32 protein-coding genes are annotated in these 25,791 nt (G+C 66.6%); 19 read left to right on the top strand and 13 right to left on the bottom strand.

From position 1 onward, the window contains the following. Positions 1 to 12: 12 nt before the first annotated feature. Both NQK81_RS09085 and NQK81_RS09080 read right to left on the bottom strand, forming a co-directional pair. The gene (locus tag NQK81_RS09085; RefSeq protein ID WP_257487840.1) at positions 13 to 1,758 is read right to left on the bottom strand and encodes a terminase large subunit; all 1,746 of its coding nucleotides are present in this window, start codon (positions 1,756 to 1,758) and stop codon (positions 13 to 15) included. Next, entirely contained in the window at positions 1,718 to 2,143 is a 426-nt protein-coding gene (locus NQK81_RS09080; protein ID WP_257487839.1) for a phage terminase small subunit P27 family, read from the bottom strand. The genes NQK81_RS09085 and NQK81_RS09080 overlap by 41 nt, the downstream gene beginning before the upstream one ends. A gap of 257 nt (positions 2,144 to 2,400) precedes the next feature. Here NQK81_RS09080 and NQK81_RS09075 point away from each other — a divergent pair, with 257 nt between their 5' ends. Further along, complete coding sequence (locus NQK81_RS09075; RefSeq protein ID WP_257487838.1) at positions 2,401 to 2,577, top strand: hypothetical protein; 177 nt, start codon at positions 2,401 to 2,403, stop codon at positions 2,575 to 2,577. 293 nt (positions 2,578 to 2,870) lie between these two features. Here the strand turns inward: NQK81_RS09075 and NQK81_RS09070 are convergent, their stop codons facing one another. From NQK81_RS09070 to NQK81_RS09060, 3 genes are all read right to left on the bottom strand, one after another. Then, complete coding sequence (locus NQK81_RS09070) at positions 2,871 to 3,287, bottom strand: hypothetical protein (protein WP_257487837.1); 417 nt, start codon at positions 3,285 to 3,287, stop codon at positions 2,871 to 2,873. Then, entirely contained in the window at positions 3,271 to 3,975 is a 705-nt protein-coding gene (locus tag NQK81_RS09065; protein ID WP_257487836.1) for an adenine nucleotide alpha hydrolase family protein, read from the bottom strand. The genes NQK81_RS09070 and NQK81_RS09065 overlap by 17 nt, the downstream gene beginning before the upstream one ends. 69 nt (positions 3,976 to 4,044) lie before the next feature. Beyond that, positions 4,045 to 4,278, bottom strand: coding sequence for a hypothetical protein (locus NQK81_RS09060; RefSeq protein WP_034317562.1), 234 nt, complete (start codon positions 4,276 to 4,278; stop codon positions 4,045 to 4,047). 691 nt (positions 4,279 to 4,969) lie between these two features. Between NQK81_RS09060 and NQK81_RS09055 the strand changes: the two genes are divergently transcribed. From NQK81_RS09055 to NQK81_RS09030, 6 genes are all read left to right on the top strand, one after another. Further along, positions 4,970 to 5,419: a hypothetical protein gene (locus tag NQK81_RS09055; protein ID WP_192742106.1), complete on the top strand. Its 450-nt coding sequence runs from the start codon at positions 4,970 to 4,972 to the stop codon at positions 5,417 to 5,419. A gap of 60 nt (positions 5,420 to 5,479) precedes the next feature. Continuing rightward, a complete protein-coding gene (locus NQK81_RS09050) occupies positions 5,480 to 5,962 on the top strand; it encodes a hypothetical protein (protein ID WP_257487835.1) in 483 nt (160 codons plus the stop codon). A 101-nt stretch (positions 5,963 to 6,063) separates the two neighbouring features. Beyond that, on the top strand, positions 6,064 to 6,471 hold the full coding sequence (locus NQK81_RS09045; RefSeq protein ID WP_257487834.1) for a hypothetical protein: 408 nt from the start codon (positions 6,064 to 6,066) through the stop codon (positions 6,469 to 6,471). A gap of 123 nt (positions 6,472 to 6,594) precedes the next feature. Next, on the top strand, positions 6,595 to 6,864 hold the full coding sequence (locus tag NQK81_RS09040) for a hypothetical protein (RefSeq protein ID WP_192742109.1): 270 nt from the start codon (positions 6,595 to 6,597) through the stop codon (positions 6,862 to 6,864). 215 nt (positions 6,865 to 7,079) lie between these two features. After that, the gene (locus NQK81_RS09035) at positions 7,080 to 8,138 is read left to right on the top strand and encodes a DUF932 domain-containing protein (protein WP_192742110.1); all 1,059 of its coding nucleotides are present in this window, start codon (positions 7,080 to 7,082) and stop codon (positions 8,136 to 8,138) included. A gap of 1 nt (position 8,139) precedes the next feature. Continuing rightward, positions 8,140 to 8,523 carry a single stranded DNA-binding domain-containing protein gene (locus NQK81_RS09030; protein WP_257487833.1) on the top strand — a complete coding sequence of 128 codons (384 nt, stop codon included), beginning with the start codon at positions 8,140 to 8,142 and terminating at the stop codon, positions 8,521 to 8,523. Between the two features lie 309 nt (positions 8,524 to 8,832). Here NQK81_RS09030 and NQK81_RS09025 read toward each other — a convergent pair whose 3' ends face one another. From NQK81_RS09025 to NQK81_RS09005, 5 genes are all read right to left on the bottom strand, one after another. Continuing rightward, positions 8,833 to 9,540 (bottom strand): DUF7341 domain-containing protein, encoded by a 708-nt coding sequence (locus NQK81_RS09025; RefSeq protein WP_257487832.1) that lies wholly within the window; start codon positions 9,538 to 9,540, stop codon positions 8,833 to 8,835. After that, on the bottom strand, positions 9,537 to 10,088 hold the full coding sequence (locus NQK81_RS09020; protein ID WP_257487831.1) for a hypothetical protein: 552 nt from the start codon (positions 10,086 to 10,088) through the stop codon (positions 9,537 to 9,539). The genes NQK81_RS09025 and NQK81_RS09020 overlap by 4 nt, the downstream gene beginning before the upstream one ends. Continuing rightward, the gene (locus tag NQK81_RS09015) at positions 10,085 to 11,323 is read right to left on the bottom strand and encodes a hypothetical protein (RefSeq protein ID WP_257487830.1); all 1,239 of its coding nucleotides are present in this window, start codon (positions 11,321 to 11,323) and stop codon (positions 10,085 to 10,087) included. The genes NQK81_RS09020 and NQK81_RS09015 overlap by 4 nt, the downstream gene beginning before the upstream one ends. Before the next feature lie 77 nt (positions 11,324 to 11,400). Next, positions 11,401 to 11,835: a hypothetical protein gene (locus NQK81_RS09010; protein WP_257487829.1), complete on the bottom strand. Its 435-nt coding sequence runs from the start codon at positions 11,833 to 11,835 to the stop codon at positions 11,401 to 11,403. After that, positions 11,832 to 12,167: a hypothetical protein gene (locus NQK81_RS09005; RefSeq protein WP_257487828.1), complete on the bottom strand. Its 336-nt coding sequence runs from the start codon at positions 12,165 to 12,167 to the stop codon at positions 11,832 to 11,834. The genes NQK81_RS09010 and NQK81_RS09005 overlap by 4 nt, the downstream gene beginning before the upstream one ends. Before the next feature lie 282 nt (positions 12,168 to 12,449). Here NQK81_RS09005 and NQK81_RS09000 point away from each other — a divergent pair, with 282 nt between their 5' ends. The 4 genes from NQK81_RS09000 to NQK81_RS08985 all read left to right on the top strand — a co-directional run bounded on the left by NQK81_RS09000 (position 12,450) and on the right by NQK81_RS08985 (position 15,281). Further along, entirely contained in the window at positions 12,450 to 12,881 is a 432-nt protein-coding gene (locus NQK81_RS09000) for a hypothetical protein (protein WP_257487827.1), read from the top strand. Positions 12,882 to 12,949: 68 nt separating this feature from the next. Further along, positions 12,950 to 13,462 carry a hypothetical protein gene (locus NQK81_RS08995; protein WP_257487826.1) on the top strand — a complete coding sequence of 171 codons (513 nt, stop codon included), beginning with the start codon at positions 12,950 to 12,952 and terminating at the stop codon, positions 13,460 to 13,462. Further along, on the top strand, positions 13,463 to 14,665 hold the full coding sequence (locus NQK81_RS08990) for an MAB_1171c family putative transporter (RefSeq protein WP_257487825.1): 1,203 nt from the start codon (positions 13,463 to 13,465) through the stop codon (positions 14,663 to 14,665). Continuing rightward, a complete protein-coding gene (locus NQK81_RS08985; RefSeq protein ID WP_257487824.1) occupies positions 14,643 to 15,281 on the top strand; it encodes a phosphatase PAP2 family protein in 639 nt (212 codons plus the stop codon). Before NQK81_RS08990 ends, NQK81_RS08985 begins: the two co-directional genes overlap by 23 nt. Before the next feature lie 16 nt (positions 15,282 to 15,297). Here the strand turns inward: NQK81_RS08985 and NQK81_RS08980 are convergent, their stop codons facing one another. Then, the gene (locus NQK81_RS08980; RefSeq protein ID WP_257487823.1) at positions 15,298 to 15,870 is read right to left on the bottom strand and encodes a GNAT family N-acetyltransferase; all 573 of its coding nucleotides are present in this window, start codon (positions 15,868 to 15,870) and stop codon (positions 15,298 to 15,300) included. Then, positions 15,867 to 17,186, bottom strand: a complete 1,320-nt coding sequence (locus tag NQK81_RS08975) for a helix-turn-helix domain-containing protein (protein ID WP_257487822.1) — start codon at positions 17,184 to 17,186, stop codon at positions 15,867 to 15,869. The genes NQK81_RS08980 and NQK81_RS08975 overlap by 4 nt, the downstream gene beginning before the upstream one ends. Positions 17,187 to 18,597: 1,411 nt before the next feature. Between NQK81_RS08975 and NQK81_RS08970 the strand changes: the two genes are divergently transcribed. The 4 genes from NQK81_RS08970 (at position 18,598) to NQK81_RS45350 (ending at position 20,002) form a co-directional block, all read left to right on the top strand. Then, positions 18,598 to 18,852, top strand: coding sequence for a hypothetical protein (locus tag NQK81_RS08970; RefSeq protein WP_257487821.1), 255 nt, complete (start codon positions 18,598 to 18,600; stop codon positions 18,850 to 18,852). Then, positions 18,849 to 19,145 (top strand): hypothetical protein, encoded by a 297-nt coding sequence (locus NQK81_RS08965; RefSeq protein ID WP_257487820.1) that lies wholly within the window; start codon positions 18,849 to 18,851, stop codon positions 19,143 to 19,145. Before NQK81_RS08970 ends, NQK81_RS08965 begins: the two co-directional genes overlap by 4 nt. Positions 19,146 to 19,310: 165 nt before the next feature. Next, positions 19,311 to 19,586, top strand: coding sequence for a DddA-like double-stranded DNA deaminase toxin (locus tag NQK81_RS45355; RefSeq protein ID WP_371878892.1), 276 nt, complete (start codon positions 19,311 to 19,313; stop codon positions 19,584 to 19,586). After that, positions 19,583 to 20,002: an Imm1 family immunity protein gene (locus NQK81_RS45350; RefSeq protein ID WP_371878860.1), complete on the top strand. Its 420-nt coding sequence runs from the start codon at positions 19,583 to 19,585 to the stop codon at positions 20,000 to 20,002. The genes NQK81_RS45355 and NQK81_RS45350 overlap by 4 nt, the downstream gene beginning before the upstream one ends. A 547-nt stretch (positions 20,003 to 20,549) precedes the next feature. Here the strand turns inward: NQK81_RS45350 and NQK81_RS08960 are convergent. Beyond that, positions 20,550 to 21,113, bottom strand: coding sequence for a DUF3000 domain-containing protein (locus tag NQK81_RS08960; RefSeq protein WP_185927011.1), 564 nt, complete (start codon positions 21,111 to 21,113; stop codon positions 20,550 to 20,552). An 88-nt stretch (positions 21,114 to 21,201) separates the two neighbouring features. On the opposite strand from NQK81_RS08960, the gene hemE reads away from it, so the two are divergent. From hemE to NQK81_RS08940, 4 genes are read left to right on the top strand one after another with little or no spacing between them, the layout of a single operon-like run. Next, on the top strand, positions 21,202 to 22,275 hold the full coding sequence (gene hemE, locus NQK81_RS08955; protein WP_257487819.1) for a uroporphyrinogen decarboxylase: 1,074 nt from the start codon (positions 21,202 to 21,204) through the stop codon (positions 22,273 to 22,275). Beyond that, positions 22,272 to 23,651: a protoporphyrinogen oxidase gene (gene hemG, locus NQK81_RS08950; protein WP_257487818.1), complete on the top strand. Its 1,380-nt coding sequence runs from the start codon at positions 22,272 to 22,274 to the stop codon at positions 23,649 to 23,651. The genes hemE and hemG overlap by 4 nt, the downstream gene beginning before the upstream one ends. A 25-nt stretch (positions 23,652 to 23,676) precedes the next feature. Further along, complete coding sequence (hemQ, locus tag NQK81_RS08945) at positions 23,677 to 24,369, top strand: hydrogen peroxide-dependent heme synthase (RefSeq protein ID WP_192745353.1); 693 nt, start codon at positions 23,677 to 23,679, stop codon at positions 24,367 to 24,369. Positions 24,370 to 24,380: 11 nt separating this feature from the next. Beyond that, a complete protein-coding gene (locus tag NQK81_RS08940) occupies positions 24,381 to 25,727 on the top strand; it encodes a CoA transferase (RefSeq protein WP_257487817.1) in 1,347 nt (448 codons plus the stop codon). Positions 25,728 to 25,791 lie beyond the last annotated feature (64 nt).

The following is a 25,791-nucleotide window of genomic DNA, read 5'->3' as shown; positions in this document are numbered from 1 at the left end:
CGTCCGTCGCGTTCAGCCCATGACGACCATCCGGCCGGACTTCTTCGGCTTCTGACCGCGCAGCCGCCAGCCCGAAACCGCCATGGCGGCCGTGGGTACCGCGTCGATGCGCTTGCCGGTCTTCCCGCGTTGGGGTTTGTCGGGTCGGATGAGGTCGGGTTCTCCTGGTGGATGGCGCACCTCCACCGAGTCGAAGCAGAACGCCGCCACGGGGTTGCCGTGGTGCGACCAGGAGCGGGAGCGGGTGAGCGTCATGAGTTCGGTCATGCCGTGGGTCATTCCGCGGAACGTCTGCGGTACCGGGTACATGGGCACCCGTGTGACCCGTTCCAGGCGCTGGCGGACGGGTTCGCCGCTCCACTCGTCGTAGTTGATATCGGCGACCCGCAACGCGGCGCAGTCGGCGGCGACGTCGGCCTCGATTACCTCGTAGTCGATGACCTCGCCGGGAGTGGTGGTGATCCAGCCCTGGGCGACCCACTGAGACACGCGGTGGTCAGTGTGCTCATCCAGGAACTCCACTCCGGACTCCGGCAGCCAGAACCGCCATAACGCCGAGACGTGCCCGTCGATGCCGTCCGGCACGATCAGGCACCAGGCCGTCAGGTCCAGCTTGGACGCGAGGTCCAGCCCGCCCCAGGCTGGCCGGCGAGCAACCAGCTCCCGCAACCGCGCCGGTTCGGGGAACTCGGTTCCGGTGCACGCGGTGTAGAGGTGCATGGGCATCCACCGCGTGGACTGCGACACCCACTGATTCAGCCGGTACTGCCGGAAACTGTTCTCCCGTGCCGGATCGTTGCGCGCTTCGAGCGCCTCTTCCCGTAGGGCGGCCAGCGAGAGGAAGTCGCCCAAGGCAGGGTTGGCGTAGTACCAGTTCGCTTCGTCCCACGGGTCCGCATCTTGCGGGAGGTTACGCAGGTAGACGAACCGGTGCGGCGCGCGGGACGGGTCTTCGGCGATCTTCACGCACTCGTCGTGCTCGGACTTGGCGAAGCTGGTGGGGTCGTTGCCCGCCGTCGTGGCGGCTAGCAGCAGCGGCTGCACGCGGGTGCCCATGCCGGTCCGCAGCGCGGCCCACAGGTCGCCGTTCGGCTGGGTCAGGACCTCGTCGAAGATCACGCAGGACGGGTTCGAGCCGAGGTTACCCAGCGCGTCGGCCGCGACGACTTGGTAGACCGAGTTGGTTTTCTCGTCCACGATCCGGGCGGCGTGCTCGACCACCCGCAGCCGCTTGGACAGCACCGGCGACAGCGCGACCATGCGGGCGGCGACGTTGAACACCAGCCGCGCCTGGTCCTTGTCGCGGGCGGCGCCGTAGACCTCGGCGGACTCGACCCCGTCTCCGACGAGCATGTAGAGCGCGACGAAGGCCAGCAGCTCGGACTTGCCGTTCTTGCGGGCGAGCTCGATCCAGCCGGATCGGTAGCGGCGGACGTAGGTCTGCCACTCCGGATCCCACCGGACCTCGCCGAACAGCGGGCGGACGATGTCGTCGCGCTGCCAGTCGGCGAGGATGAACGGGGTCCGTGCCCACCGGTCTTTGGTGTGCACGCAGATCTCTTCGGCGAACGCCTGCGCATGGTCGGCGCGCTGGTGGCAGAGGTGGTCGCCGCGTTGGCGGCAGGCGCGTCCGTCGAAGGACCAGCCGCACACCGGCAGCCGCGGGGGCTTCGGCGTGCTGGTCTTGGAACTGGGTTTCCGCGTTTGGGAACGGGGCTTAGGAGAGGAGGCGGCCCGCGTCGCCCGAGGTCCCGCCATCGGCGCTCACCTCGGCCTTGATCGCCTGCCGGTCCGACGGAGTCAGCCCGAACCGCGCGGCGAACGTCAGGAACGTGCGCTCAGAATCGGCCTGCACCTTCAGCGCCGGATTCGGCACCAAGCCCCCGCCACCTGGAACCAGCAGTGCGGAGCCGTTCACCAGCGCGGTAGCCACTGTGTAGCGGGCCAGCGCCTCGCAGAGCACACCGAACGCGTCGACGTCCCACGCGGTCAAGATCTTTCGGGTGATCATGCTCGGCGCGAGCCGATCCCAGATCGCCCGGCCCTTCTCCGACAGCCATTCCGGCGGGATGATCTCTACCGCTGGTGGTACCGGCTCAGCGTCGTTGATCCGATCCTTGCGATCACCGTGCAGGATGCGCAATGAGGTTGGCTTCCCTGCGGGGCCTCGCTTTCCCATGACGACCACCGCCTAAATGTTCGCTGGAACATCTGAAATGTCCGCGCGGACAGCTCGGTGCGTCAACAAACTGGTTGACGTTTCCGTTGCAGGGCCCCGTATTTATGTACAACAGTCGAACAAGATACGCTCCACCCTGCTGTCGCTCAACGCCCGTATCGCCGCTCCCGATCCTCGGTACCGGGGTCGGGACCGACCTCGGTACCGAGGAAGGACACCGGGTGAGTGACAGCAAGATAGGTGATGATGTCGGCGACGTCTCCGGGGACGATCCTCCGGAGCGTGACCCCGGCCGGGGAACGAAACCCGACCGGCGCCACGTCCTTACTGAGGTAATCCAGCTCCTGACGGCGCTGGCTGCCGCGATCCAGGAAGTTTCCAGGCTACTGGGCCGCTAGGCAGGAGGAGGCGGCGTCCGGCATCCGTGCTGGGCGTCGCCTCACTCTTTTGGTTGGCATCTAGACGCCAGATTTTCTGGCTGCAAGACCAACCGCTCGGAGCGTACCCCATGGCTCAGTAACGCTTACACAGTAACGTTACTGAGGCCGCGTTACTGGACTCTGGTTCTAGCTGGATCCGCTGGACGCCTTGCCGCGTCCCTTCGCTTTGGGGGCGGTGGTGGCCTTCTTGCGGGCGGCGCCGCGTCGCTTGGCTGCGGCGGCGGTCTGTCGCTTGCGTGGAGGCATTCAGTTCACCCCCTCTCGGTGTCGTTGGGTTCGGGCATGGTGACGCCGAGCAGTTCCGCGGTGGCGTAGCCGTCGAGGTACTTGTCCCCGATGACGACGAGACCGGCGGCGGCGAGGAAGGCGTCTTTGTCGTCCTGGCTCTTGAAGCAGACGCAGAACCAGTATTCGCTTTCGGTCGCGAGCTGCATCCGTTCCAGCTCGCGGGCGGTGCGTTCGCGGAAGCCGCGGTGCAGCGCGTCGAGCTCGGCGCGCGCGTCGTCCTCTTCGTCGCCCGTGTACTCAACGCCGGCGAGCGGGTCGGGGTCCGGCTCGGCCGTGAGCAAGGCCAGCACGTCGTCATTGGACTTCATGCCGGACACGGACGACGACATTTTGAGCTGCGCGAGCAGCGCGGCATTGGGGTCGTCAGCGGGTGAGGTCATGGCGCAGCAACTCCAGCTCGGCGAGGGGGAACCAGTCCAGGACTCGGGCGTAGTCCTCGGGTGCGTGACGGCTCAGCGGTTCGATGAACCGGTAGTCCAGGCCGTCGAACGAGCGGCCGTACCACTCGTAGTCGATCGGCAGCGGACATGCGTGCCGGGTGATCGCGGCCCGGACGTCCGCGATCTGCCAATCCCAGATGGCCGAGACCTTGCGCGTGTCCTGGCGGATCGGGCCATGGGTGGACATGGCCATGCGCCGCATCGGGCTATCGGTGGCTCGGACGCCGTCGACGTTCCACGCATCGGCGGGAAGTCCGACGTCCTGACGCAGCGTCGCGGCCACGTCCTCGTAGGTGAACTCCGTCAGCCCAGCCGCGTCGATGATCCGCCACCGCTCGGGCGGGCAGAACACGTAGTTGACCAGCCACCGGTAGAGGCTGGGGTGCGGCAGATCGTAGATCTTCTGCCCGAAGAAGTCCTCATACATCTTCAGGCTATCGGCGACGAACTGCAGGCCGGGCACGCTGTACAGGTGGTACGGCACCACGGGGATGCCGCGTTCGCGCAACGCCAGCCACGCGCTGAGCGAGTCCTTGCCTCGGGAGAATGCGAGCAGTACCGGTTTTCCCTCGGCCTCCATCTCGCCGAGGATCTGTTCCGACGACGGTAAGCCGTCGATGGTGATCACGGGCACCTCCGTAGCTCGTGGTGGGCACCGAGTGCACGAATGTGCACCAGGGCAACGGTTTCTCCGGTCTCAGCCGTCCCGGTCGCGGCGGACGATCTTGCCGACGCCGGACGCAGAGAGCCGCGCGGGCACGGCGGTGTCGCGGTAGGACTCGCCCGCCGCTACCAGCTCGATGACCAGGCGGTTTCGTTCCGCGTGCCACGCGTCCGCCTGCTCCGCGGCGCGCTCCAGCTCGTGCGCGAGGTCGGCGCGCCGCTGCTCGGCGCGAGCGATCGGGTCGGACGTAGGGGAAGGGGCGCTCAAAACCTGGCACCACCCCTCCGGGGTTCAGGGGCTTGTGCGCCGAGACCTCATCCAGGGGACCTCCCCCTGGGGTCGCAAGTGGACGGTACGCGCCCTGCCCGAGACGCGGCCGTCGATATCGCGAAACGTTCAGCGCTGGTTCCAGCCGCCGCGCGTCGTGCCGGTGAGTGCAGTGACTCGGCTGTGGCAGCGGGAACACAACCCTCTCCCATGCACCGGGTTGTCAGGGTCAAGGCCAGCAACCACAAGCTCTCTGCGGATCAGTGGCCAATGATCGGCCACTGTGGACGGTTCAGTGCATTCAGTCTCGGCATGGTGCGGACAGGTTGTGCTGTCACATCGGCAGACAGGGTCACGAGCGAGGACGCCGGGCCTGAACCGGGATCTATGAGCGCCGGAGTACCCCCGCTGCGCAGAGGTGCCGAAGGCCGCTCGGGCTCTCGATTTGCAATCGGGGCAACGGCCGCCGGTCCGGGTTGAATTTGAGCAGCCGACACCGGTACAGGGACGCCGTGGGCGATCAGGCAAGCCACGCCCCTTTTGGAACTGCCGACGAGACCATTGTCAATACCTCTAATTAGTCCAATCGGGTGAACTTTTCCGGAATTCTTGATTTAGTGTCAGATTGCCTGACACTCTCAATTTTGTTCGGCAGGGGTTCAGCAAAACCCCGAAATCGAAAGGTGGACCAATGAACGACGAAAAGCCAACACGTGAGTATGGAAGCAGATACAACGCGACCGCCAGTCTCGTAGATCTGCCCGTCTTGGCGGAAAGAATCCTCGCAGACCTGGGCGAGGAGATCTGGGCTTTGCGGCGCGAGGCGGCCGCTTCGCTGTGGGCGCGCTCCAATGGCGCCGCTTGCCGAATCGAATCGAGCCTTCACGTCGAGGAAGGTGAATTGCTGCGCCTTTACATCGCGGGCATCCCGGACTCAAAGATCTTCGCGAGCATCGGCACTGACAGGTATAGCGATTGGGCGAACTCGCTGATCTACCAGCTGTCCGAGATGCTGGAGCTGTACAACTGGCGCAACCTGCAAGACCTGTCAGATCGACGCTTCAGGGCGAGCATCGTCCTCGTCAGCGAAGACGATCACCGCGATCCCGCGTGGACAACTGGGGTTGTCCGGAAATTCTGAGTTATTCGATCTCCCGATTTGGTGCAGCAACACCGAATCGGGACCAGTGAAAGGTGAACCGTGTCTTCTCTTCTTTTGCCCAATCATGCCGAGTGGGTGCAAGCTAGGTCGTTTGGCGACCGAGTGTTCGCCACTGGCAACATTCGCCGCTTGTCAAAGTTGGCGCGCTGCATCGTGGATGACATGCAGGACGAGTATGCGGAGGCGTTTCCGCTCGTTTCTCGGCAGCGTTTCGGTGTGAATGCCTGGGTGTACGACGGCCGCTTCGTGGACTTCGAGGTGTCCGGCTTTCGTGACGCGGAGCTGGCGGAACCCGAATTCGTGATGGCCGCCCGCGAGGATTTCGCGGCTTTCGTGTCTCGTTACAACTGGACCCGCGAGGGTGTCGAGGATGACCGCCGGTTCTTCGGCGCCGAGGTCTTCCTGTGCAACGAGGCCGAGCAGGACTTCCGTCGAAAGCGCGGGAAGGTCTGGATTTACCGGTCGTGGCGGCGTCTGCTCAGTCCGCGGTTTCAGCCGTTCCTGCCCCTCGCGACCGCCTGACTCGACCACGTAACCCATCCTGATGTGACCGTGCCCCCGGTCAAACGGTGCAGCAACACCTTCCGGGGGCACGGCGCGGAACCCAGAAAGGCAAACCGAAAATGAGTTCCGACGCTCAGTATCGTAACGCAGAACGCCTACTCCAGGGCGTCACACTGATCCGGGCCGCCCGCCAGTCGTTGGCCAGAGAGACAGCAGCGGCGGTTCGCGAGGACCCGGAGCTGCGCGAGGCCCTGTACGAGTGGTTCAACAGGGACTGGCAGATGGTGCGCATCCTGTATCTGATCGCCGTGGGCTACTCCGGCACGCCCACCTTCTACCGGGCAACCACATCCACCGATCAGCGTGAAGCCAGCTTGTTCGGCATGATCGAGTTCCACTCCGGCTCAAGGGTGTACGTCCTGACCCCGCAAGGGCGCACGGCTCTCGACCGGTGGACCGAGCTCATGGAATGGCTCAAGGAACACCCGCGTTTTGCGGACCTCTGGGCGCGGGTGACCGTGATCTAAGACGCGAAGGCTGAGGCCGGCGACGGGAAGGGCAAGAAGGGTTCTGGCGCCCTCCCGTCGTCGGCCTTTCGCGTGTTCGGCGCATCGACCCATCGACGGGAGATGATGAGGGAGGATGGAACCATGAACGCGCCGTCGCAGGGCCTGACCGCCCAGGAACGCAAGGCCCGCCGGGAACGTCAGTTCGCCCGCGTCGACGGGCTCCGCCGCCAGCTCGCGGACGCGGAAGACGAACTGCGGGCCATCGTGGTCGATGATCGCCGCGCCGGAGTGCTCACGAAGGATTTGATCGCGGACACCGGCTGGTCGCACGACACGATCGCGACCATCCTCAAACGCGCCGGAGTGGTGGGCGGCAAGAACGCGCCCCGCAAGCCTCCCGCTGGCTCGTAGCCCCTGACCTGCGGGTTTCACCCATTTGGCCTAGTTACTAGTATCAGGTGGCCTGAGACTATGGAGGGGTTGGATTCACGGGTCTGGCTGGTGCAGCAACACCGGTCAGACCCCGGAGGAAAGGCAACCTGTTCATGTCTAGTGCGGTGAAGGCTGCCCCGGAGGCAGCTAGCAAGGCTTCTGAGGCCCCTGTAGCGGCTCCTGTCCTGCCCAAGGTGAAAGATGCCTGGTCGGCCCTGGCAACGGCGGTCAATGGTTCCAGGACCCCTCTGGAGCTTCTGGGCAAGGCTGGCCTGAAAGGCTGGGATGTTCGGCCGGAGCCGGTGTTTGCCTGGGTGCCCACCGGCACGTGCAGCGAGTGCGGGAAGCAGGTGGGGACGAAACACGCGGCGAAGTGTTTCCTTGGCGGGGTCGAGCCCGGCGAGGAGAGTGACGGCCTGGTGGACGCCGACGACACCACGGAGTCAGTGGAGGTCCCCGGCTGGTATGCGCTCGTGCGGAACAACCCTGAGACCGGGGGTATCGAGTCGATCGGCGCGGTGGCGCGTGAGTTCACGCCGGAGTCGTTCGAGCGCCGCGCGGGCGTCCTCGCGGAGATCGCGAAGGAGCTCAAGGCGAAGTGTTCAGCCGCAGGTCCGTTGTGGAACAACACCGGGGCATTCATGTCACTGCGGATGCCCGAGCCGATCAAGATCGGCAAGGTTGACCAATTGGAGCTGAGGATTGTATGTCTCGCCTCGCTGACTCCCGGTCGCCAGTCGGTGATCAAGTTCTCTGTTGTGCGCTCGGCCTCGAACACGGTGCAGCCCATTACGTTGCCCGAATCCCAGATGGGTGCCGCCTTCTCCGTGGGTATGGACGGCTCCCACGTCAAGGCGATCACGGGTTGGGCAGAATCCGCTCCGCAGCAGATCGCCGAGGTGGCCAACAAGCTCAAGGCCAAGCGCATGACGCTGGCCGAGTTCGAGGCTGTGTGCGAGAAGCTGTGGACGTCTCCGGCAGAGACGGCGAACACGTGGCTCAAAGAGCAGCATGAGCGCCGGAAGGCCATGCTGCGGGTGATCTTCAACGGCGATTTGGACATGTTCGCGGGCATCGGCAAGACCCGCTGGGGCGCGCTTCAAGCCATCCTCACGGTTGCACAGCACTTGCCGCACGTCGAGCTCAAGAACGACGACGACCCCGCCGAGACCGCGCGGGCACGCGCGGAGTCGACCTTGTTCGGACCGGCCGCCAAGCTGTGCGCCTCGGCGTTCGAGAAGCTGGCGGTCTGACATGCCTGAACTCGACCCGCAGACCGTGAAGCTTCCCAGGATCCCTCGTCAGTACGTCGACTCCTACGACGGGCACGACTGGCGCGAGAAGGCGACGGAGTTCGGCTGGTACGTCCCCGGCTCGTGGGGGCGTGGCGGCTGGAACCTCGGGAAGTGGCCGTATATGCAGATCGCGTTGTGGGACAGCTTCGAGACCATGGTCTACGCCTTCGTGGTGTACATCGAAGGTGATCTGGAAGTCCACGCCTACAACACGCCGATTGGGCGCGATGGGGCGGTGACCGAGATCGCGGCCCGGTGGTGGCGGGCGGGCTGGGCGGACGGGCCGGATGATGTGCCCGAGTCGGGGTACCTGCCTCACCACTACGGCCCTTATCGGCCCTAGCTGCACTGAACGGCAACAGCCCCAGGGGGCCGGATTCCCGGCCCCCTGGGGCTTTCCCGGCTCTCCAGGGCCTCTAGGCGGCCCGGAACAGCCGGAGGATTGAGGGGTTGTGCGGACAGCGGCTCACCGCGTGCGGCCTGCTCAGTGAGGGATGCCGGGGCCAGCGTCCGGTGGCCGCTGTCCGCACATGAAGAAGGCCCCGCGCCGGAGGGGGAGGGAGCGCGGGGCCTTCAAGAAAGCTGACTGCTTGATGGGTATAGCTCCGCCAAGCCCTGTCAGTATCGCCGGTTCGTGATCATCGTGTCAAGGCTATTCACAGTCCAGGGCAAGGGTTTCCGCCCGCTGGCTGGCCAGCACCTGGCCGAGATGTGCCCAATGTTCCAGTCCCCAACGCGAATCGCAGGCCGCGCACACCGTCTCCACTCGGTCAGTGTCCACAGAGAGCGCGGGGCGGCGCAGCCATTCCTGTTCGGTGTCGGACCACACGAGAACCGTTGTGTGTTGGCAGGTCGGGCACGCGTGCCCGCGCAGCCGATACGCCGGAGCGGGATTGAGCACCGACCTGCCAGCGGCCACCCACCGCTCTGCCTCCTGGGCCGCGTAGGCGAGGTAATCGACGTCCTCCAGCTGCCAGGCCCCCGCGTGCGAGGCCCACAACCTCAGCTGTCCGGTGAGGGACGGTCGCGCGCCGGTTCCGAAGAGGTCGTGTCCCAGAGCCGCCAGCGCACCCCGGAGGGTCTGGCTGATCTCGGCTACCAACGCGAGCGCGTTCAAGGAGGCGGGTGGCCGTGATCCTCGTGCAGAACCGCCCGTGCGTTCGGTGCCCGGCTGGGTCGCGGTCACCAGCTGATCGATCAGGCACGGTGCGAGAGCGCGTTCCACGGCTCCGGAGTCGCGGAGCAGGGTGTGCATGTTCGGCTGGATGAGTTGATCGATAGCGGCGTCGAAGGCCAGCCGCGCGGCCAGCGGGTTGGCTTGATGCTCCTCGGCCGTGTGAGGGGTGAGGGTGCTGGTCATCGGGTGGTCTCCTGTTCGGGGGTGCCGTTGGCGCGCTCGAGTTCGGCTTGGGCGCGGCGGAGGCGGGAGGGGTGCATCCGGTGCACGGGGTCGCGCATCTCCCGGACACCCGCACGGTTGCGCGAGAGCGGCCCGCACACCGCCCAGGCCCGTGCCTTGCAGAACGGGCAGGCCACGGATCGAGCGAGGTCGTGATCCGGGTTGCGTTTCCAGCCCATCGCCGCGTACACCGCTCGGATTCCGAGCATTCCGGCTTGCCGGTAGTAGTCGCGGCTGGTCGCGCGTGGTGAAGCCGCGGACTGAACCGGCGCGGGTTCGCCCATAGCGCGGTCGCGGGCCGCGTCGCACCGACCGGCGATCTCGGACGGTGTCGCCCGCCGCGCGGCTGGGCCGAGCGCGGCGAAGGCACGATGGCATTCGGCGAGGCTGTAGCCGGCGAGGCCGGACTCCCAAGCGGAGACGACGTCCTCCGGCGCGTGTGCGCCGGTGTGCCGGATCAGCAGGCCGCGCACGTCGCTGCGGCTCATCACCGCGTGCAGCGTGCTCACGCGATCGCCTGATCGAGTGCGGCGTCGAGGATCGCGGTCAGCTGGTCGGCGTCCGCGTGCTGCGGCTGAGCCTGCCGCACGAGCAGGCCGACCCCGTGTTGTTCGTCCTCGGCGATCGCGGCTGAGCGCAGGCTCTCGAACCGGTCCACCATCTCCGCGTCCCAAGCACGCTTTTTCGGATCGGTCGCGATACGGGCCGCACGCATCTGCTCCCCGACGAGCATCGGCAGGAAGGTCGGCGGCAGCGCCTTGCCTGACCAGGCCGCCAGGCCCGAGCCGATCACGTTGCTGCCGATGCCTTCTCGAATCAGCGGGATCACCTGCGCCACGAGCTGGGCTCGGACAGGTGCGGGCACCGACGAGCCGTAGAAGTCCACCAGCCGCTCGGCCTCGGCCCGTCGACGCCGACGCATCGAGCCCGGCGGGGCAGTGCCCGCGGAATCGCCGGGGCTGTCCTCTTGCACCGCCGGGGTCTCGGCTGCTATCCGCGTCGCGCGGGCGCCGTGCGCGTCACGCGCGGGTAACCCCACTTTCTCACTACGAGAAGCGAAAGAAGGTTCTCCAGTCTCCCGCTCCCTACTCCCTTCTCCCAGGTCCTTCACCGAAGGGTTCCCGGAAGGGTTCGCCGAACCCCGTGAGCTGGGCGTGGACCGGTCGATGTCAGGTGTGACCTCCCCGCCGGAGTCCGGTTCGGACGCTCCGTCCTGGCGCGGGGGCCGACCCGCCGGCGAGGGGCGGCCGGACGGGCGGACCGTCATGGCGGCCTTAACGACCGGTGGTAGCTCAGGCGCTCCGGCCTCCAGCTCGTTCGCCGCGATCGCCGGGGCCGGGCCGGTCACGTGCGCGGGCAACCGCCGCAGTTCGTCGGCGAGCGCGGCCCGCAGAATCGGGGACTCAATGTCGAACGCGACACGCAGCGCGCCGCGCAGCATGTTCGGCTGCTTGTACAGCTCGTCACTGCGGATAAACGACCTGACGAGGAGTTCCTCGGTGTCCTGGTCGATCACCACGAACCTGGCGGCGTCCAGCTCCGAGAGTGCCGCCCGCATCTCCGTCAGGTCCAGGTCCGCGTGCGGCCGGTTCCAGCGCTTCACCGCCAGGTCGAGAACCCCGGCGTAAGAGAGCTTCCGCTGTGAGAAAAGCTGGATATACAAGAGTTTCGCTTCGCGCGAGAGCGCGCGGAAGTCGTCCTTGTCCCAGATGTTCAGATCGAGGCGTGCGTGATCACGCGCCATGAAGAAATCCCCCTACAGGACAAAATGGGCACGGTGAACACCGCCGCGCGTCCGCGTGGCGGTGTGAAGCGGGTTGATCAGGACGCGGTGGCCTGCGCCTGTGGCTCGTGGTCGCGCAGGGCTTCGGCGTCGAAGGCGTAGACGGCTTGGAGTTTGCCGACGTTGCGGCCTGTCGAGTCGGTCGAGCGCACGTAGCGGCCGGTGTGGACCAGCAGCCCGGCGGCGCGAAGACGGTTCACGGTCGAGCCGATCAGTTGCGGCTGTACCCAGCTCGGCAGCAGCGACCGCCAGCGATTGGCGGTCGTCTCCCGGAACGGATCGGCAAGGCTGTCGCGGACGATGACGGTCACGATCGCGAGGACCTGGGCCTCATTCCGCGGTTCGGCCGTGAGCAGGGCGGCCACGGTCGCGGCCGTCTCGCCGTCGTCGGGCACACCGGCCGGGCTGGTCGCGCGGGCCTGGGCCACCATCGCCCCGGCCAGCGCGACCAAGTCACCGAACGGAACTGTCATACGCCGAGCAGGCGGAACGTGGCGACCTCCGAAATGTCGGCACATTCCTTCGCGATCTCCGGGTAGCGCTCCTTGAGCAGGTTCTGATCCAGCGCGATGCGCAGAGCATGGGTGAAGCTCACGACCGGGACGCCGTTGACCGTGCCGACCTCGGCCCCGGCCGCCACCAAGGCGGCCTTGATTACGGCCTCGTGCTCTTTACGTTCCTGAGACAGTTTCGCCTGCTTGCGCTTGATCCGGCGAAGCGAGGCGATCAGGTGAGCGAAGGCGTCGACCGGCCTTGTGGGCTGGTCGACGTGCTCGTTAGTGCAAGTGGGTGTGTCATGCTTCACGTACAGCGGTCCCCTCAAACTCGTTAACGCAGGGCGTAACACCTGCGATCAACTAAGACACGGCTTGATCAACAAAAGGTGTGTGAGTACCGGCGGGCGTTCGTAGGGGAACGAGCGCCGGAAAACTAAAGAATGTTTATGGGCGTAAACACTTTCGAGTCTTGCGTGTGTGCTGGCGAGCAGCGCGGTAACCCGACCATAGCCGGGTGAGGTGCAAGTTTGTCAACGCGATTCGCGAGATCGCCGGAAAGTGTTGACACCCGTAAACAAAAAGAGGATGCGATGACGCTTGAGGGGGTCGTCTCGATCCAGGAAGCCCTGAGTTTCCTGTACGAGAACCGACGAAGAGAAGACGGAAAACCGCACAGTGACCGGGACGTTGCTGACGCGTTGACGACTGCGGGCGTCGACGTGTCGTACTCGTCGCTGTGGCAGGTGCGAACGGGGAAGCAGCCACACCCGCGTACCAACATCGTCGTAGGGCTGGCGAGGTTTTTCGATGTGCCAGCGGGGTTCTTTCTCGATCGCGACGTCTACGACGACTGGCGGCGCAAGTTGTCCGGCGAACCCGAGATGCCGCGCCAGCGCGTGGGCTCGGGGGCGACGACGATGCTGCGCAGCTTTGCCATATCGGACCGCAGCGCGAGCCTGATCCAGGAGCTGACCGAGCACGTGCGCGGACTCGAAGCGCGGGACGGTGGGCACAGCACATGACCTGGCCCGCCATTGGGCGGGTTCTGCTGAACTGGACACGACGGGGACAGCGACGAAGTGAACGCGTCGTGACCGGCAGCGCGCCGGTCACGCAGCTCGATGACGTCCGGATGCTGGTAGGCGCTCTCGACCTGCCCGCCACCGCCACGCCTGACGAGCTCGCCGCCCGTCTGTCCACAGTGCGCCGCCGCCCCATCCAGATCCAGCCCTACCCGCCGAACGTCGTGGCCGAGGCTCGCCGGACCGGCGAGCCTTTGCCTTACGGTGTCTGGGTTTCTGGTGCCGCTACCGACTTCATCTTCTTCCGGGAAGACACCACGCACAGCCATCGGCGGCACATCATCCTGCACGAAGTCGGGCACATCGTCTGCCGTCACGTCGGGGACGACGCCGGCGAGGCTGACACCGGCGAGCCCGATCACGCCACGATCACCCGCGCGGTGAAGCGCGCCGGGGGCTTCGCTGCGGACCAGGAGCAAGCCGCCGAAACTTTCGCCTACCTGATCGAGCGCCACACCAGGCCCAACCTTTCCGCGACCGGCGAAACGCCCGCCGCGCGCTACCGCCTCCTGGAGGACTGAATGCCCATCCCCGTCGCCCAGGTCCAGCAACTCTTGACCTGGCTGGCCGTGACCGCCGCACTGCTCTACTGGATCAGATCCTGGCGGCGCTCCCGCACCCCTGGCCTGCTGGCCATGGTCAAGGCGCTCGCCGCGCTCGACGTCGCGTTGATCCTCGGCACCGACTGGGGCGTCCACGACTGGCTGTTCGGCATCCCCACACTGCCGAACTACATCGTGCATGTACTCACCTTGTCCTCGGCCTACTGGCTCCAGGTCTTCGTGCTCTACCTCGCTCACCCCGTCGACACCATCCCGGCCAAGGTCCGGATCCGGACACGCATCCTCATCGGGGCTCAGCTCGCGCTGGGCGTCCTGTACCTGCTCGGGCCGTTGCCGGGCAACCTGCCCGCCATCACCGCCGAGGCAGGCAACCACACCTTCGTCGTCGCTTACCTCGCCGTGTTCGAGCTGTACCTCGGACTGGCCATGTTCGACGTCGTCTACGTCGGCCGCCACGCGAAGGACCTTCCCCGCGGCTACCTGCGCACCGGCCTCCGCCTGCTGCGCTGGGGCGGCATCTGCGGCCTCGCGTTCGTCGCCCACAAAGCCCTGTACTCCCTCGCGGTCCACTTCAACCTCAACCCGCCGTGGGCCGAACTCGGCAACATCGGCGCCAGCCGCGTCCTCACCACCGCCGGAATCCTGCTGCTCATGGCCGGGGTCACCGTGCCCGCCGTCGTCCCGCGCCGACAGCTCCGCCGTCACTACCGCGCACTCGAACCGCTGTGGCGCGACTTGACCACCTTCGCCCCCGAGCTGCGGTACGACGCACCACCAACCCGGAGAGTGTTCGGACGGCCCGACGTCACCGATCTGGTCCGCACCCGACTGACCGAGATCAACGACGTACTGGTCGGACCGTTGCAGCCGTACCTGGACCCGGCGGTCTACTCCGCCGCGCTCCAGCCGACCGAGGTGCCCTCCAGTGGAAGCCGGGCACACGCGCAGGCCGTGACCATCGCCACGGCCCTTGTGACCGCGGAGCACGGCGCACCGGTGCACGCCGAGCACCCGGTAGCGTTCACACCGGGCGAGGCCACCGACGACTACCGCGAGGAAGCCGCGTGGCTCGCGACGGTCGCCACCGCTTACAGCACGTCCACCGCCGTCGCCAAGATCCTGAAGGAGACCAGCAGTCATGCCGCCGACCCTGTCCACTGAGACCGCCACCAGCGAGACCCGGCGGCGCGCGGCACGCATCGCCACCGAAGTCCTCGCCCCATGGGTGTGGGTCCTCGGGCTCCCACTCGCCGTCGCTTGGCAGGTCACCGGACACCGCCTCGGCGAAGCGCTGATGTGGGGACTTATCGTCGGCATCACCGGTTCACTCATCCCGATGGCCGTCATCGTGCGCGGGGCGAAACAGGGCAAGTGGGACAGCCACCACGTCACCAACCGCGCCGGACGGCTTATTCCGTTCGCCGCGTGCATCGGCTCGCTAGCGCTCGGGTTCGTCGTCCTGATCGTCGGCAGCGCGCCGCATGAGATGATCGCGCTCGCAGCCGCCGAGCTCGCGTGCCTCCTAGTCGCGCTCGCGGTCACCTTCGGCTTCAAGTTCAAGATCTCGATGCACGCCATCGTCGCGGCAGGGGCCACTGTGATGCTCATGCGCGTGTACGGCCCCTGGCTTGCCCTGCTGTTCCTCGGTGTCGCCTGGGTCTGCTGGTCCCGGGTCGAGCTAAAGGATCACAGCGTGGCCGAGGTGTCCGTCGGCACGCTCGTTGGCCTCATCGTGGGCGGTGGCGCCTTCATCACGCTCGCCTCTGCCCTGGGGTAGCACGGAGGGACGCGCTTTAGCGCCCCTCCGTCCATTCGTGACTGAGAATCGAGTAGAGGACCGAGTCACGCCACGCTCCGTTGGTGAAGACGTGGTCGCGGAGGATGCCTTCCTGCTTGAACCCGAGACGGCTCACAACCGTCTGGGAGGCATGGTTGTCCGGGCCAATCGCTGCGGTGATCCTGTGCAGATCCAAAGTCGTGAAGCCGAAGCCCAGCATCGTGGAGACGGCGTCTGATGCGAAGCCCAAGCCCCAGTGTTCCGCGGCGACGGCGTACCCGAGTTTCGCCGCTTGCACCCCAGAGAGAGCAAGACGGCAGAACCCGATCAGCCCGTCGTCGTCCGCGCGTGTCATCGCAAGGTAGTACTCGTTACGAGGTTCAGATCGCGCACGCTGGACCGCTCCGTCGACCATCGCTTGCGCAGCTTCCATGTCGCGGCTGTCGAACGAGAGGAAATGTGTCACGCGGTCGTCACCGACAATCCGATAGGCGGCGGGTCCATCGGCCTCACGGAACTCGCGAAGCCGTGTCCTTGTGCCGAGCAGTTCAACGCCCGTCCACGCCTTCTCGGCACTCTCGGTGGTCACTGGGGCAGCGCCAGTCGCTGGGAGGAAAACGCTCGCATGGAATCACCTAACTCGTTGAGGGTGCGGCCTTCGGCTTCGACGGTAGCGAGACGGCGCTGGACGTACCCGACCGCAGTAACCACGCCGTGCGTTCGCTGGCCGATAGGCAGCTCCAGAACAGCTGACATGGCGTCAGCAGCGCCCTCGAACTCGTTTCCGGTGATCCTCGCGATGGCGAGAGCGCAACGTGTTCCCGCTTCATCGCCGAACGCCCGATCGCCGGCGGGCGCGGCTTCGTAGGCGGCGATAGCTTCGAGGGCGAATCGTTCGGTCGCCTCAGCTGCTTCCTTCCCAGCCCAGGCCAGTGCTTCGGCGGCGTAGTAGAGCTGGCGGGGTCGGCTGAACGTACAGAAGCCGCCCAGCTCGTCCAGGTCGTCCCGGCGAACCAATTCGCGTGCCTCGGTGGCTCTGTCGACGGCCTGTCGGGCCTCCTCAAACTGACCCAGTGCGGCTAGCGACCTAGCTTCTCCGGACGCGAGCCACACGGCCGACGTATTCCGGCTTCGCTGAGCGAACTCGCTGCCCTGGCGCGCGTACTTGATGGAGTCGGAGTACCGACCGGCCCAATAAGCGATCAACGACTGCAAGCCCTTGACCCATGCTTTCAAACCGTCGTGCCCGGCATTGTCTGCTGCCGCAAACGCCGCCCGCGCCTGGACCATTGCGTCGTCTGACGAGCCGATATCGTGTGAAGCACGCGCCATCAGGCCGGAAGCAACACCAGCAAGAAGGTAGAGATCCCGACTTTGCTTCGGCCGCTGCTGACCTTCAAGCAGGCCAAACAGCTTGCTCTGCGTCTCGCTCATGTCACCGAGCAAGGTCTCCAGCGGCTCCTGCTGGTAGGCCACTGTTAACCGGCGAACGTCGTCGGTCAGTTGGTCCAGGGTTTCTGTTCCCACGTTCGTAACCTCCGTCCTGCTCAGGAACTCGCGCGCCCGCTTGGCGCTCATCGCGATTTCCCGTCGTTGCCAGTCGTACCGCTCGTGATCCGGCGGTAGACCGATTGGTTCTATCGGGCTTGTCTGCAGGACTAGTCCGCTACCTATCGGCGGACCAAGCAACCGAGAAGCTGTCTCGCCAAACACCTGTTCGAGCGCGACCTGCGCGTGCGCGTAGGGGTGGCGCTTGAGGTCGCCGTTGACCCACCGGTATGCCTGGCGCTCCGACATCTCGGTCCCCGTGATCTCCCTGTACCGGTCCATCAGGTCCCTGAGCGTCATGCGCTTCTGCTTCATCAGCTGATCAAGACGAGTACGTGGCAGCTCACCGCCGACCATCACACCTCCTCCGTCCCAGACGTCCCCAGGTTAGGACGAGCGCACTGTTTTGAGCGAGTTCGGCAGGTAGAAGGCAGAAGAAGTCAGAAGAAGTCAGACAACACGACATTCCGAAGTCAGAGTCCTGCCCACCAATCTGGAAGGCGTCCAACACGCTGCGTTACCAGCGGCGACAGGCGAACCGACCAGGAGCAGCACATGTCTCAGCAGCTGGATCAGACACTCAGCACCACCGAGGTTCACGCCGCTGCCGACGACGTCGCTGGTGGCCTGCGTGACCACAGACTGCACGCCGCAGGTCCGGGGCCGGAGGTCGAGCCTCCCGGGTCTGCGGCTCGGTCAGACTCGGCGAAGGCGGCTTAGGGGTGCTGACACCAATGGCTGAGGAACAGATGGAGTCGAGCGCGCCATTGGACCGGCTGCGCGACACGTGGACTCAGGCTTACAAGGAGTATCGGGAAGCGCGCCTCGTCGCGATGAATGCCCCGGAGATCGCTGACTTCGCCCTGCAGACCTCGTATACGGCCCGCCGTGTGGCGCGGGCATGGCATGAGTTGTCGCTGGTTCCGACTCTGGAGTGGTGGTGTGTGGCCGCACTTGCAGCGGCCGCAGAGGGCATGAGCGAGGTAGCCGCCCAGTGGGCCGAAAAGGCCCGCACGTTGGCCGAGGCGTCTTCCCCTGGACTAGGAGCGGCGTCGCCGTCACCTCCAGGTCGGGTAATGCGCCAGCCGTCGCCGATACGCCGGCCGCGACCTGGACGACAGGGCTCGTAAGCGCCTGAGTCGCAAAGGTGCGCCACCTACGACTAGTTCAACTATTTGATTCTTCAGGTTCTATGGAGTGGCCGGGCATGGCGGACCTAAACTGTGAAGCATGGAAGTTGGTCGACCGCGGAACTTTCCGTGCGACGTATCAATCGGTTGCGTGGTATCTGAGTGCAACGCCTAATCAGAAATACCCCTGGCTTCTTCATCGCGATACGGACACGCCGCGACTTGGAACATTCCCGGTAGAGCAGGAGATCGGCTCCGCCGACTCGGCTGGCGCCAAGCGGCAGGCGAGCATGTGGCTAGATATCACATTCAACTATCCCGCTGCGCCACTTGCATGCAAGGACGGTTGAGGGCCAGGACTTCCCGGCCACTGTCGGGAAAAGGGCCTGCATTCGAGCCTCCTTATTTGAATGCAGGGCGGAGGTTAGGTAGCGGGCTGCGCACAATCCTCGTGCGCAGCCCGCGAACCCTAAAGCTGCCAGCTTCGTTCGGGCAACCGAAGCTGGCGAGGTGCCGGAGCGCGGCCAGGTGCGTGGCACGCAGCACACGGCGCCACCCCTCGCCGCGTCGCACCCTAATTCGCGACGCGGCGAGGTGTCACAGTCAGACAAAGGAATCAACTATCGACAGGAGAAAAGGTGACCATCCAAGAGCAAGCGCAACAGTTGGCAGCACTGGCAGAACAGGTTCCCGTTGCACATGTTCAGGGCTTGATCGCCGAGCTGGCCAACCTTGGTCAGCAGGTGAGCAGCGTCCTAGGCGGCGCCTATGGCGCAGAGGAAATCCAGGGCGCAATCAATCAGGCTATTGAACAGTTCAATTCCATTGGTGCGGCAATGGAAAACGTTAAGCAAGCAATCGCCAGCAAGGCTCAGTATCACCAAGGCTCATGACTCTAGAAGCCAAGATCAACGAACTGCAAGCACTTGCCAATGCGGTTCCATACGACAAGCTAAATGAGATCGGGACGATCGTAGATCAGCTGTTTGACGCACTCGACAAGCTGATCAGTCACGATGATCCGGTATTTCTACTGTTCAAAGAAATGGACCTTATGGTTCAGTCTGGATATAGCGCCGTAAACCGGGTGGAGGCAACTCTTAAAAACGCTGCATCGTATCACGCCGGACAGTCGTCCGGCGCGGGTTCTGTTCAGAATTCAGCGTCAGTATCTGAGCCGCCGTGAACTAGTCAGGGGCCGGATGGGTCGAAGTATCCGGCCGAGGCGGCATGGTGCACAGATGCGCTCCCTCCCCGTGTTCGACCGAGGACAGGCGAGAGAACTGTTGGATATGCCGATGGTTCTTTTAATAGATATACGTCGGGCCAGGATGGGACATACTCGCCGCAGATTCAGTCGCGACTCATTGAATCCGGACTGTCTCCACAGAGTGCGGCGTTTCTCAGCAACCATGTTGAACTTAAGGTTGCGACAGACATGATCATGCAAGGGAAGACTGAAAGTGAGCTCGTCATCAATAACCAGCCCTGCCAGGCCACCGGTCCGACCAGGCCGGGCTGCGATGAAACACTCGAACGGTACCTTCCCGAGGGAACCAAGCTGACCGTTCACGGTACGACCCAACAGGGCGAACCCTTCAGCCGAATATATCGAGGGAAGCGATGACTACACCGGGGCTTGCACGTCAGGACGCATACGACGTCGCTGCGATGGCCACCGCAGACGACCTCGTGTCGATGTTGAAGGCCGTCAATGCAGAAAGAGAGAGGCCCGACGCCGGAGTGGTTTGGTGGTTGCATGTAGCCGACCAGCCAGACGGCGAGCTCATCGTCGGGGTACGGGGTGCTCACGGCGTAGCGCTCTGGTCTGAACCGTCCAGGTCCTTCCGTCCTGAAGACGGCGCGAACGTCGATCACGTCGACTACTTCACGTGGCTGGGCCATCACTACACCCAACCACCGAGGACCGAGGTGCCGGTTGAGCACGTCTACCAGGCAGTAGCAGAGTTCGTCCGCACCAAAGCGCGACCCAACTGCATCAGGTGGGTCGAGGTCCCGAGTCCGACGGCCCCCACTGCGTGAACGGACTGTAGCGGATCTCGCATGGTTCGATACCGGGGGTGACATGAGAGTGTCACCCCCGGCGATCTTGTCCGGCCAAATCGGCTGCTGACCAGCCAAAATTCGGCTTCGAGCTTTCGCTACCTCAGTTGCAACTTGACTTTGCCTACCTTGAGGGTAGGGAAGGAGGCCTTCACGGATCTGGCGGGGAGAGCAAGGGACCTTTAGTACCGCTAGCTTTCCTAGCGACGCTAGATGGCCGCCGATCGCAATATAACCCGAATGCTATGTCTCGATTGATGGGAATCCGGCGTGTCGGGACCGTGGCCGACGCTCTCACGGGGTCGAAGCGGCTCAGGAGGCCTGGCGCGCGCTGCACGTGAGGCGCTCGAGCGAAGTACATGAAGGCCCCCTTCCTGTACCTAGGCGCAAGGAAGGGGGCCTTCATGTACTGGGGAAGGTGTGAAGGTCGAGTTTCCTCGGCTGAGCCGAGGGAAGGGGGCCTTCACGCGCTCTCGTGTGACCGGTGGTGCTACTGAGGCTCGAGGTGGTATCCGAGACCCTGGGCTCAGGACGACTGGCGCTGCTCGAACAGCGTCACACCGACCGGCGGCAGCCCCACGACACTCGCCATCACCTGGCAGAACGCCTGCCCGTGCGGCCGCAGCGCGGCGTCCGTCGGCGTCCAGGACGCCCGGAGTTCCAGATCGTCGGTGCGCGCGGGCCCGGAGATGTCGCCGAAGCGGGCCGAAGACGTCTCGGTGACCGTGCCGCCCAGCGCCGTCCACTCCGCGCCGGAGCTCTCCAGCGCGTCGGTCAGCCACGACCAGCCCACGGCGGGGAGGAAGGGATCGGTCGCCAGTTCCCGGTCGAGTTCCGCGCGGACGTACATGACCAGCCGCAGGACCCCGTCCCAGCCCTCCTGGCCGTCGGGGTCGTGCAGCAGCACGAGCCGTCCCGACGCCAGCACGTCCGCCGGCCCTTCGACCTCGCAGCTCACCGCGTAGGACCACGGGGCGAGGCGCTGCGGCGGGCGCATCGTCTCCAGCCGCACCTCCGGACGGGGCCGGACCGATTGCAACGCCGCGACGGCTTCACGGAAGAGATCGGGTACTGACGTCATCGCGGTCACCAACCGACTGTAAGACGCGATCGTCCGGTTCGGGGCGCAGGCGCGCCGAGAGTAAGGCCTCCGAGCGCACATGGCACCATGAACCGTGATGTCTCCTTCAGTTGCTTCTCCCGCGCAGACCGTCCCGGCGGCCCGTCGCGCCCTGCCTGGTGCGCCGTTCCTGGCCGCCGCGCGCGGCGAACGCCCGGCTCACACCCCCGTGTGGTTCATGCGCCAGGCGGGCCGGTCGCTGCCCGAGTACCGGGCGCTGCGCGAGGGCACCTCGATGTTCGAGGCCTGCTTCGACCCCGAGATGCTCGCCGAGATCACGCTCCAGCCGATCCGCCGTCACGGCGTCGACGCGGCCATCCTCTTCAGTGACATCGTCGTCCCGCTCAAGGCGGCGGGTCTCGACATCGACATCGTCGCGGGCACCGGCCCGGTCGTCGCCGAGCCGATCCGCGACGCCGCGGGCGTGCGCGCGCTGCCGGTGCTGGAGCCGGAGCAGGTGGAGCGGGTCGCCGAAGGGGTCCGGCTGCTGGTCGGGTCGCTGGGCGAGACGCCGCTGATCGGGTTCGCGGGCGCGCCGTTCACCCTGGCCTCGTACCTCATCGAGGGCGGGCCGAGCCGCAACCACGAGCACACCAAGGCGCTCATGCACTCCGAGCCCGAGCTGTGGCACGACCTGGCCGGGCGTCTCGCCGATATGGCGATCACCTTCCTGTCCGCGCAGCTCGACGCCGGGGCCGACGCGATCCAGCTGTTCGACTCGTGGGCGGGCGCGCTCTCGGAGCGGGACTACCGCGAGTTCGTCCTGCCGCATTCGGCGAAGGTCCTGTCCGCGGTCGCGCGCTACGGCGTGCCCCGGATCCACTTCGGCGTCGGCACCGGCGAGCTGCTGGTGGCCATGCGCGACGCGGGCGCCGACGTGGTCGGCGTCGACTGGCGCATCCCGCTCGACGAAGCCGTCCGGCGGCTCGGCGGCGGTGTCGTCCAGGGCAACCTCGACCCGGCGCTGCTGCACGCGTCCTGGCCGGTCATCGAGGCCGAGGTCCGGCGCATCCACGCCGAGGGCCGTGCGGCCGACGGCCACATCTTCAACCTCGGCCACGGCGTGCTGCCGGGCGTCGACCCGGACGTTCTGACGCGCGTGGTCGGGCTGGTGCACGAGCTCCAGCCGTGAGCACGATCGCCGTCGTCGGTGGCGGCATCTCGGGACTGACCGCGGCGTACCGGCTGCGGACGCTGCTCGGGGAGGACGCCAGGATCGTCGTCTTCGAGGCGACGGACTCGCTCGGCGGGAAGCTCCGCACGGTCGAACTCGCCGGACAGCGCTACGACGTCGGCGCGGAGGCCTTCCTCGCCCGTCGTCCCGAGGCGGTCGCCCTGGTCCGCGAGGTCGGGCTCGGCGAAAGCCTCGTCCACCCCACCAAGGCCCGCGCCAAGATCCACGCCGGTGGTTCCGTGCTCGGCCTGCCGCCGGGCACGGTCATGGGCGTTCCCGCCTCGGCCGACGCGGTCGCGGGAGTGCTGTCGGAGAAGGGGCGCGCCCTGGTCGAGGCCGAGGCTTCGCTGTCTCCGCTGAAACTGCCCGCGGGGGACGTGCCGCTCGGCGAGCTGCTGCGCGAGCGGTTCGGCGACGAACTCGTGGACCGGCTCGTCGACCCGCTGCTCGGCGGGGTCTACGCCGGGGGAGCGGACGGGCTCGGGCTGCGCGCGACCATGCCCGGTCTCGCGTCCGCGATCGATCGCGGAGCGACTTCGCTCACCGAAGGCGCCGCCTCGCTCATCCCCGCCTCGCCGAGTACGGCGCCGGTCTTCGGCACCCTGCTGGGCGGCCTCGGGACGCTGATCGCCCGGCTCGCGGAGCTGTCCCGCGCCGAGATCCGGACCGGGACCACGGTGACGGCGCTCGAGCGCACACCCACCGGCTGGAAGGTCGGCGACCTCGACGCCGACTCCGTTCTCCTCGCCGTCCCGGCGCCATCGGCGCGACGGCTGCTCGATGGTGTGGCGGAAGTGGCCTCGACGGTGTTCGCCAAGATCGAACTCGCGTCGATGGCGGTGGTCGCGCTCGCGCTTCCGCCGGGGACCGCGTTGCCGGAGTCGTCCGGCGTGCTGATCGGCGCGGGGGAACGGGACGCGGCCGGGAAGCCGTTCGCCGCCAAGGCGTTCACCTTCTCCTCCCGCAAGTGGGCGCAGTACGGCGAAGGCCCGGTGCTGGTGCGAGGCTCGGTCGGCCGCTTCGGCGAACCGGGGGCGCTGCACGCCGACGACGACGAACTCGTCCGCGTGGTCCGCGACGACCTGGCCCGGCTGACCGGGATCACCGCCGAGCCGATCGACACCCTGGTGACCCGCTGGGGCGGCGGGCTCCCGCAGTACGGCATCGGGCACCTCATCCGTGTCGAGCGGATCGAACGTGCCGTCGCCGCCGTCCCGGGTCTCGCCGTGGCGGGTGCGACGCTGCACGGCGTCGGGCTCCCGGCGTGCATCGCCACCGCCGATGCCGCCGCCCGCCGCATCGCCGGGATCACACCGACCCACGAGGGCTCCTGAGCACCGGCAGTGCCAAGATGGCGGTATGGCGCGGCTGAACTACAACGAGCTCAATGACACCATCCGCTACACCGCCTGGTCGGTCTTCCGGGCCGAGCAGGGCAAGCTCGGCGAGGACCGCGAGAAGGCGACCGCGGAGACCACCGAATACCTCGACGCGCTGGAGGCCAAGGGCGTCGTCGTCCGCGGTGTCTACGACCTCTCCGGGCTGCGAGCCGACGCCGACTACATGATCTGGTGGCACGCCGAGGAGATCGAGCAGGTCCAGGCGGCCTACAGCGGCTTCCGGCACACCCCGCTCGGCCGCGCGTCGGCGCCGGTGTGGAGCCAGGTCGCGCTGCACCGCCCGGCGGAGTTCAACAAGAGCCACATCCCGGCGTTCCTCGCCGGTGAAGAGGCCCGCAAGTTCATCTGCGTCTACCCGTTCGTGCGTTCCTACGAGTGGTACCTGCTGCCGGACGACGAGCGCCGCAAGATGCTCGCCGACCACGGCAAGGAGGCCCGCGACTACCCGGACGTCCGCGCCAACACCGTCGCGTCGTTCGCGCTGGGCGACTACGAGTGGATCCTGGCCTTCGAGGCCGACGAGCTGCACCGCATCGTCGACCTGATGCGTCATCTGCGCGGCACCGAGGCCCGGCTCCACGTGCGCGAGGAGATCCCGTTCTACACCGGGACGAAGGTCGAACCGGCCGAGCTGATCGCGCTCCTGCCCTAGTGAAGACCTCCGTGGACACCCGCGTCTGGACCACGCTCACCGGCGACACCCTCGCCGAAGACGCCGTCGAGATCACCGGCCCCGAGTCGGTGCTGCCCGGGACCTTCCGGGTCGAGGAGGCGGCGACGACGAGTATCGCCGCGGCGACGCTGGCCGCCGGGGAACTGTTGCGGCTCCGGGGGATCGATCCGGGCAAGGTGTCGGTCGACACCCGGCACGCCGCCGCGTCGTTCCACAGCGAGCAGTACATCCGGGTCGACGGCGAGCCGGTGCCGTTCAGCGCGCCGCTGTCCGGCGACTACCGCGCGAACGACGGCTGGGTGCGGCTGCACTGCAACTACCCGCGTCACGTCTCCGCGGTGTGCTGGGGTCTGGGCGTGCCCGCGACCCGGGCTGCGTTCGAGAAGGTCGTCGCGGCCAAGTCGAAGTACGAGGTCGAGTCGGCGGTCGTCGGCGCCGGCGGTGCCGCCGCCGTGCTGCGCTCGCGCGAGGAGTGGCTGGCGCACAAGCAAGGACAGGCGTCGTCGGCGTTGCCGGTCGCCGAGATCCGGCCGCTCGGGACGTCGGAACCCGTGCGGTTGTTCGAGTCCGACCGGCCGCTGGGCGGGGTGCGGATCCTGGACCTGACCCACGTCATCGCCGGACCGGTGGCGGGCCGCGTGCTCGCCGCGCACGGGGCGACCGTCATGCACATCGGGTCGGCCCAGCTGCCGACCGTGCCGCCGCTGGCCGTCGACACCGGGATGGGCAAGCTCTCGGCGTACGTCGACCTGGAGACCGAAGCCGGGCGCTCGCGGCTGCGCAAGCTGATCGCCCGCGCGGACGTCGTCCTGCAGGGTTTCCGGCCGGGGTCGTTGGTGGCCAAGGGTTTCTCGCCGGAAACGATCGCCGAGCTCCGGCCGGGCATCGTGGTCGCGGACCTGTCCGCCTACGGCTGGGAAGGGCCGTGGGCGCGCAGGCGCGGGTTCGACAGCCTGGTGCAGATGACGTCGGGGATCGCCGACGAGGGCGGCAAGGCCGCCGGGCTCGACGGCCCGGGACCGCTCCCGGTGCAGGCGCTCGACCACGCGACCGGCTGGCTCACCGCGGCGGCGATCATGACCGCCGTCCGCCGGGCGGTCACCGAAGGCGGCAGCCAGCACGTCCGGACCTCGCTCGCCGGGACCGGGGAGTGGCTGAACTCCTTGGGGCGCAAGGAAGCCGGGCCCTCCGGTTTCGATGGCGGCGAATGGCTCGAAGACGTCGACGGCCAGCTCGGCCGGGTCACGCGGGTCAAGATGGCGGGCACCCTGCCGGGCTCGAATCCACAGTGGACGGAAGCGACGCACGTGGCGGGAAGTGACCGCCCGGTCTGGTGACCGACCCGCATTCAGCCGCCTAAAGACGTGTCTCTCAGACCGAGGTGCGTTTGAGAGACACGGC

Source organism: Amycolatopsis roodepoortensis (genome assembly GCF_024628825.1).
In the GTDB taxonomy this organism is placed as follows: domain Bacteria; phylum Actinomycetota; class Actinomycetes; order Mycobacteriales; family Pseudonocardiaceae; genus Amycolatopsis; species Amycolatopsis roodepoortensis.
The sequence above is the reverse complement of the archived record's forward strand: the minus strand, read 5'-3'. Positions and strand labels throughout refer to the sequence as shown.

Excerpts from the sequence above, each read along its gene's own strand:
- NQK81_RS08975 (WP_257487822.1), bottom strand. The coding sequence starts at position 17,186 with ATGGTCGGCGGTGAGCTGCCACGTACTCGTCTTGATCAGCTGATGAAG.
- NQK81_RS09085 (WP_257487840.1), bottom strand. The coding sequence starts at position 1,758 with ATGGCGGGACCTCGGGCGACGCGGGCCGCCTCCTCTCCTAAGCCCCGT.
- hemQ (WP_192745353.1), top strand. The coding sequence starts at position 23,677 with ATGGCGCGGCTGAACTACAACGAGCTCAATGACACCATCCGCTACACC.
- NQK81_RS09025 (WP_257487832.1), bottom strand. The coding sequence starts at position 9,540 with ATGACCAGCACCCTCACCCCTCACACGGCCGAGGAGCATCAAGCCAAC.
- NQK81_RS09010 (WP_257487829.1), bottom strand. The coding sequence starts at position 11,835 with ATGACAGTTCCGTTCGGTGACTTGGTCGCGCTGGCCGGGGCGATGGTG.
- NQK81_RS09015 (WP_257487830.1), bottom strand. The coding sequence starts at position 11,323 with ATGGCGCGTGATCACGCACGCCTCGATCTGAACATCTGGGACAAGGAC.
- NQK81_RS09030 (WP_257487833.1), top strand. The coding sequence starts at position 8,140 with ATGCCTGAACTCGACCCGCAGACCGTGAAGCTTCCCAGGATCCCTCGT.
- hemE (WP_257487819.1), top strand. The coding sequence starts at position 21,202 with ATGTCTCCTTCAGTTGCTTCTCCCGCGCAGACCGTCCCGGCGGCCCGT.
- NQK81_RS45350 (WP_371878860.1), top strand. The coding sequence starts at position 19,583 with ATGACTACACCGGGGCTTGCACGTCAGGACGCATACGACGTCGCTGCG.
- NQK81_RS09045 (WP_257487834.1), top strand. The coding sequence starts at position 6,064 with ATGAGTTCCGACGCTCAGTATCGTAACGCAGAACGCCTACTCCAGGGC.
- NQK81_RS08965 (WP_257487820.1), top strand. The coding sequence starts at position 18,849 with ATGACTCTAGAAGCCAAGATCAACGAACTGCAAGCACTTGCCAATGCG.
- NQK81_RS08990 (WP_257487825.1), top strand. The coding sequence starts at position 13,463 with ATGCCCATCCCCGTCGCCCAGGTCCAGCAACTCTTGACCTGGCTGGCC.
- NQK81_RS09000 (WP_257487827.1), top strand. The coding sequence starts at position 12,450 with ATGACGCTTGAGGGGGTCGTCTCGATCCAGGAAGCCCTGAGTTTCCTG.
- NQK81_RS08985 (WP_257487824.1), top strand. The coding sequence starts at position 14,643 with ATGCCGCCGACCCTGTCCACTGAGACCGCCACCAGCGAGACCCGGCGG.
- NQK81_RS09040 (WP_192742109.1), top strand. The coding sequence starts at position 6,595 with ATGAACGCGCCGTCGCAGGGCCTGACCGCCCAGGAACGCAAGGCCCGC.
- NQK81_RS09055 (WP_192742106.1), top strand. The coding sequence starts at position 4,970 with ATGAACGACGAAAAGCCAACACGTGAGTATGGAAGCAGATACAACGCG.
- NQK81_RS09070 (WP_257487837.1), bottom strand. The coding sequence starts at position 3,287 with ATGACCTCACCCGCTGACGACCCCAATGCCGCGCTGCTCGCGCAGCTC.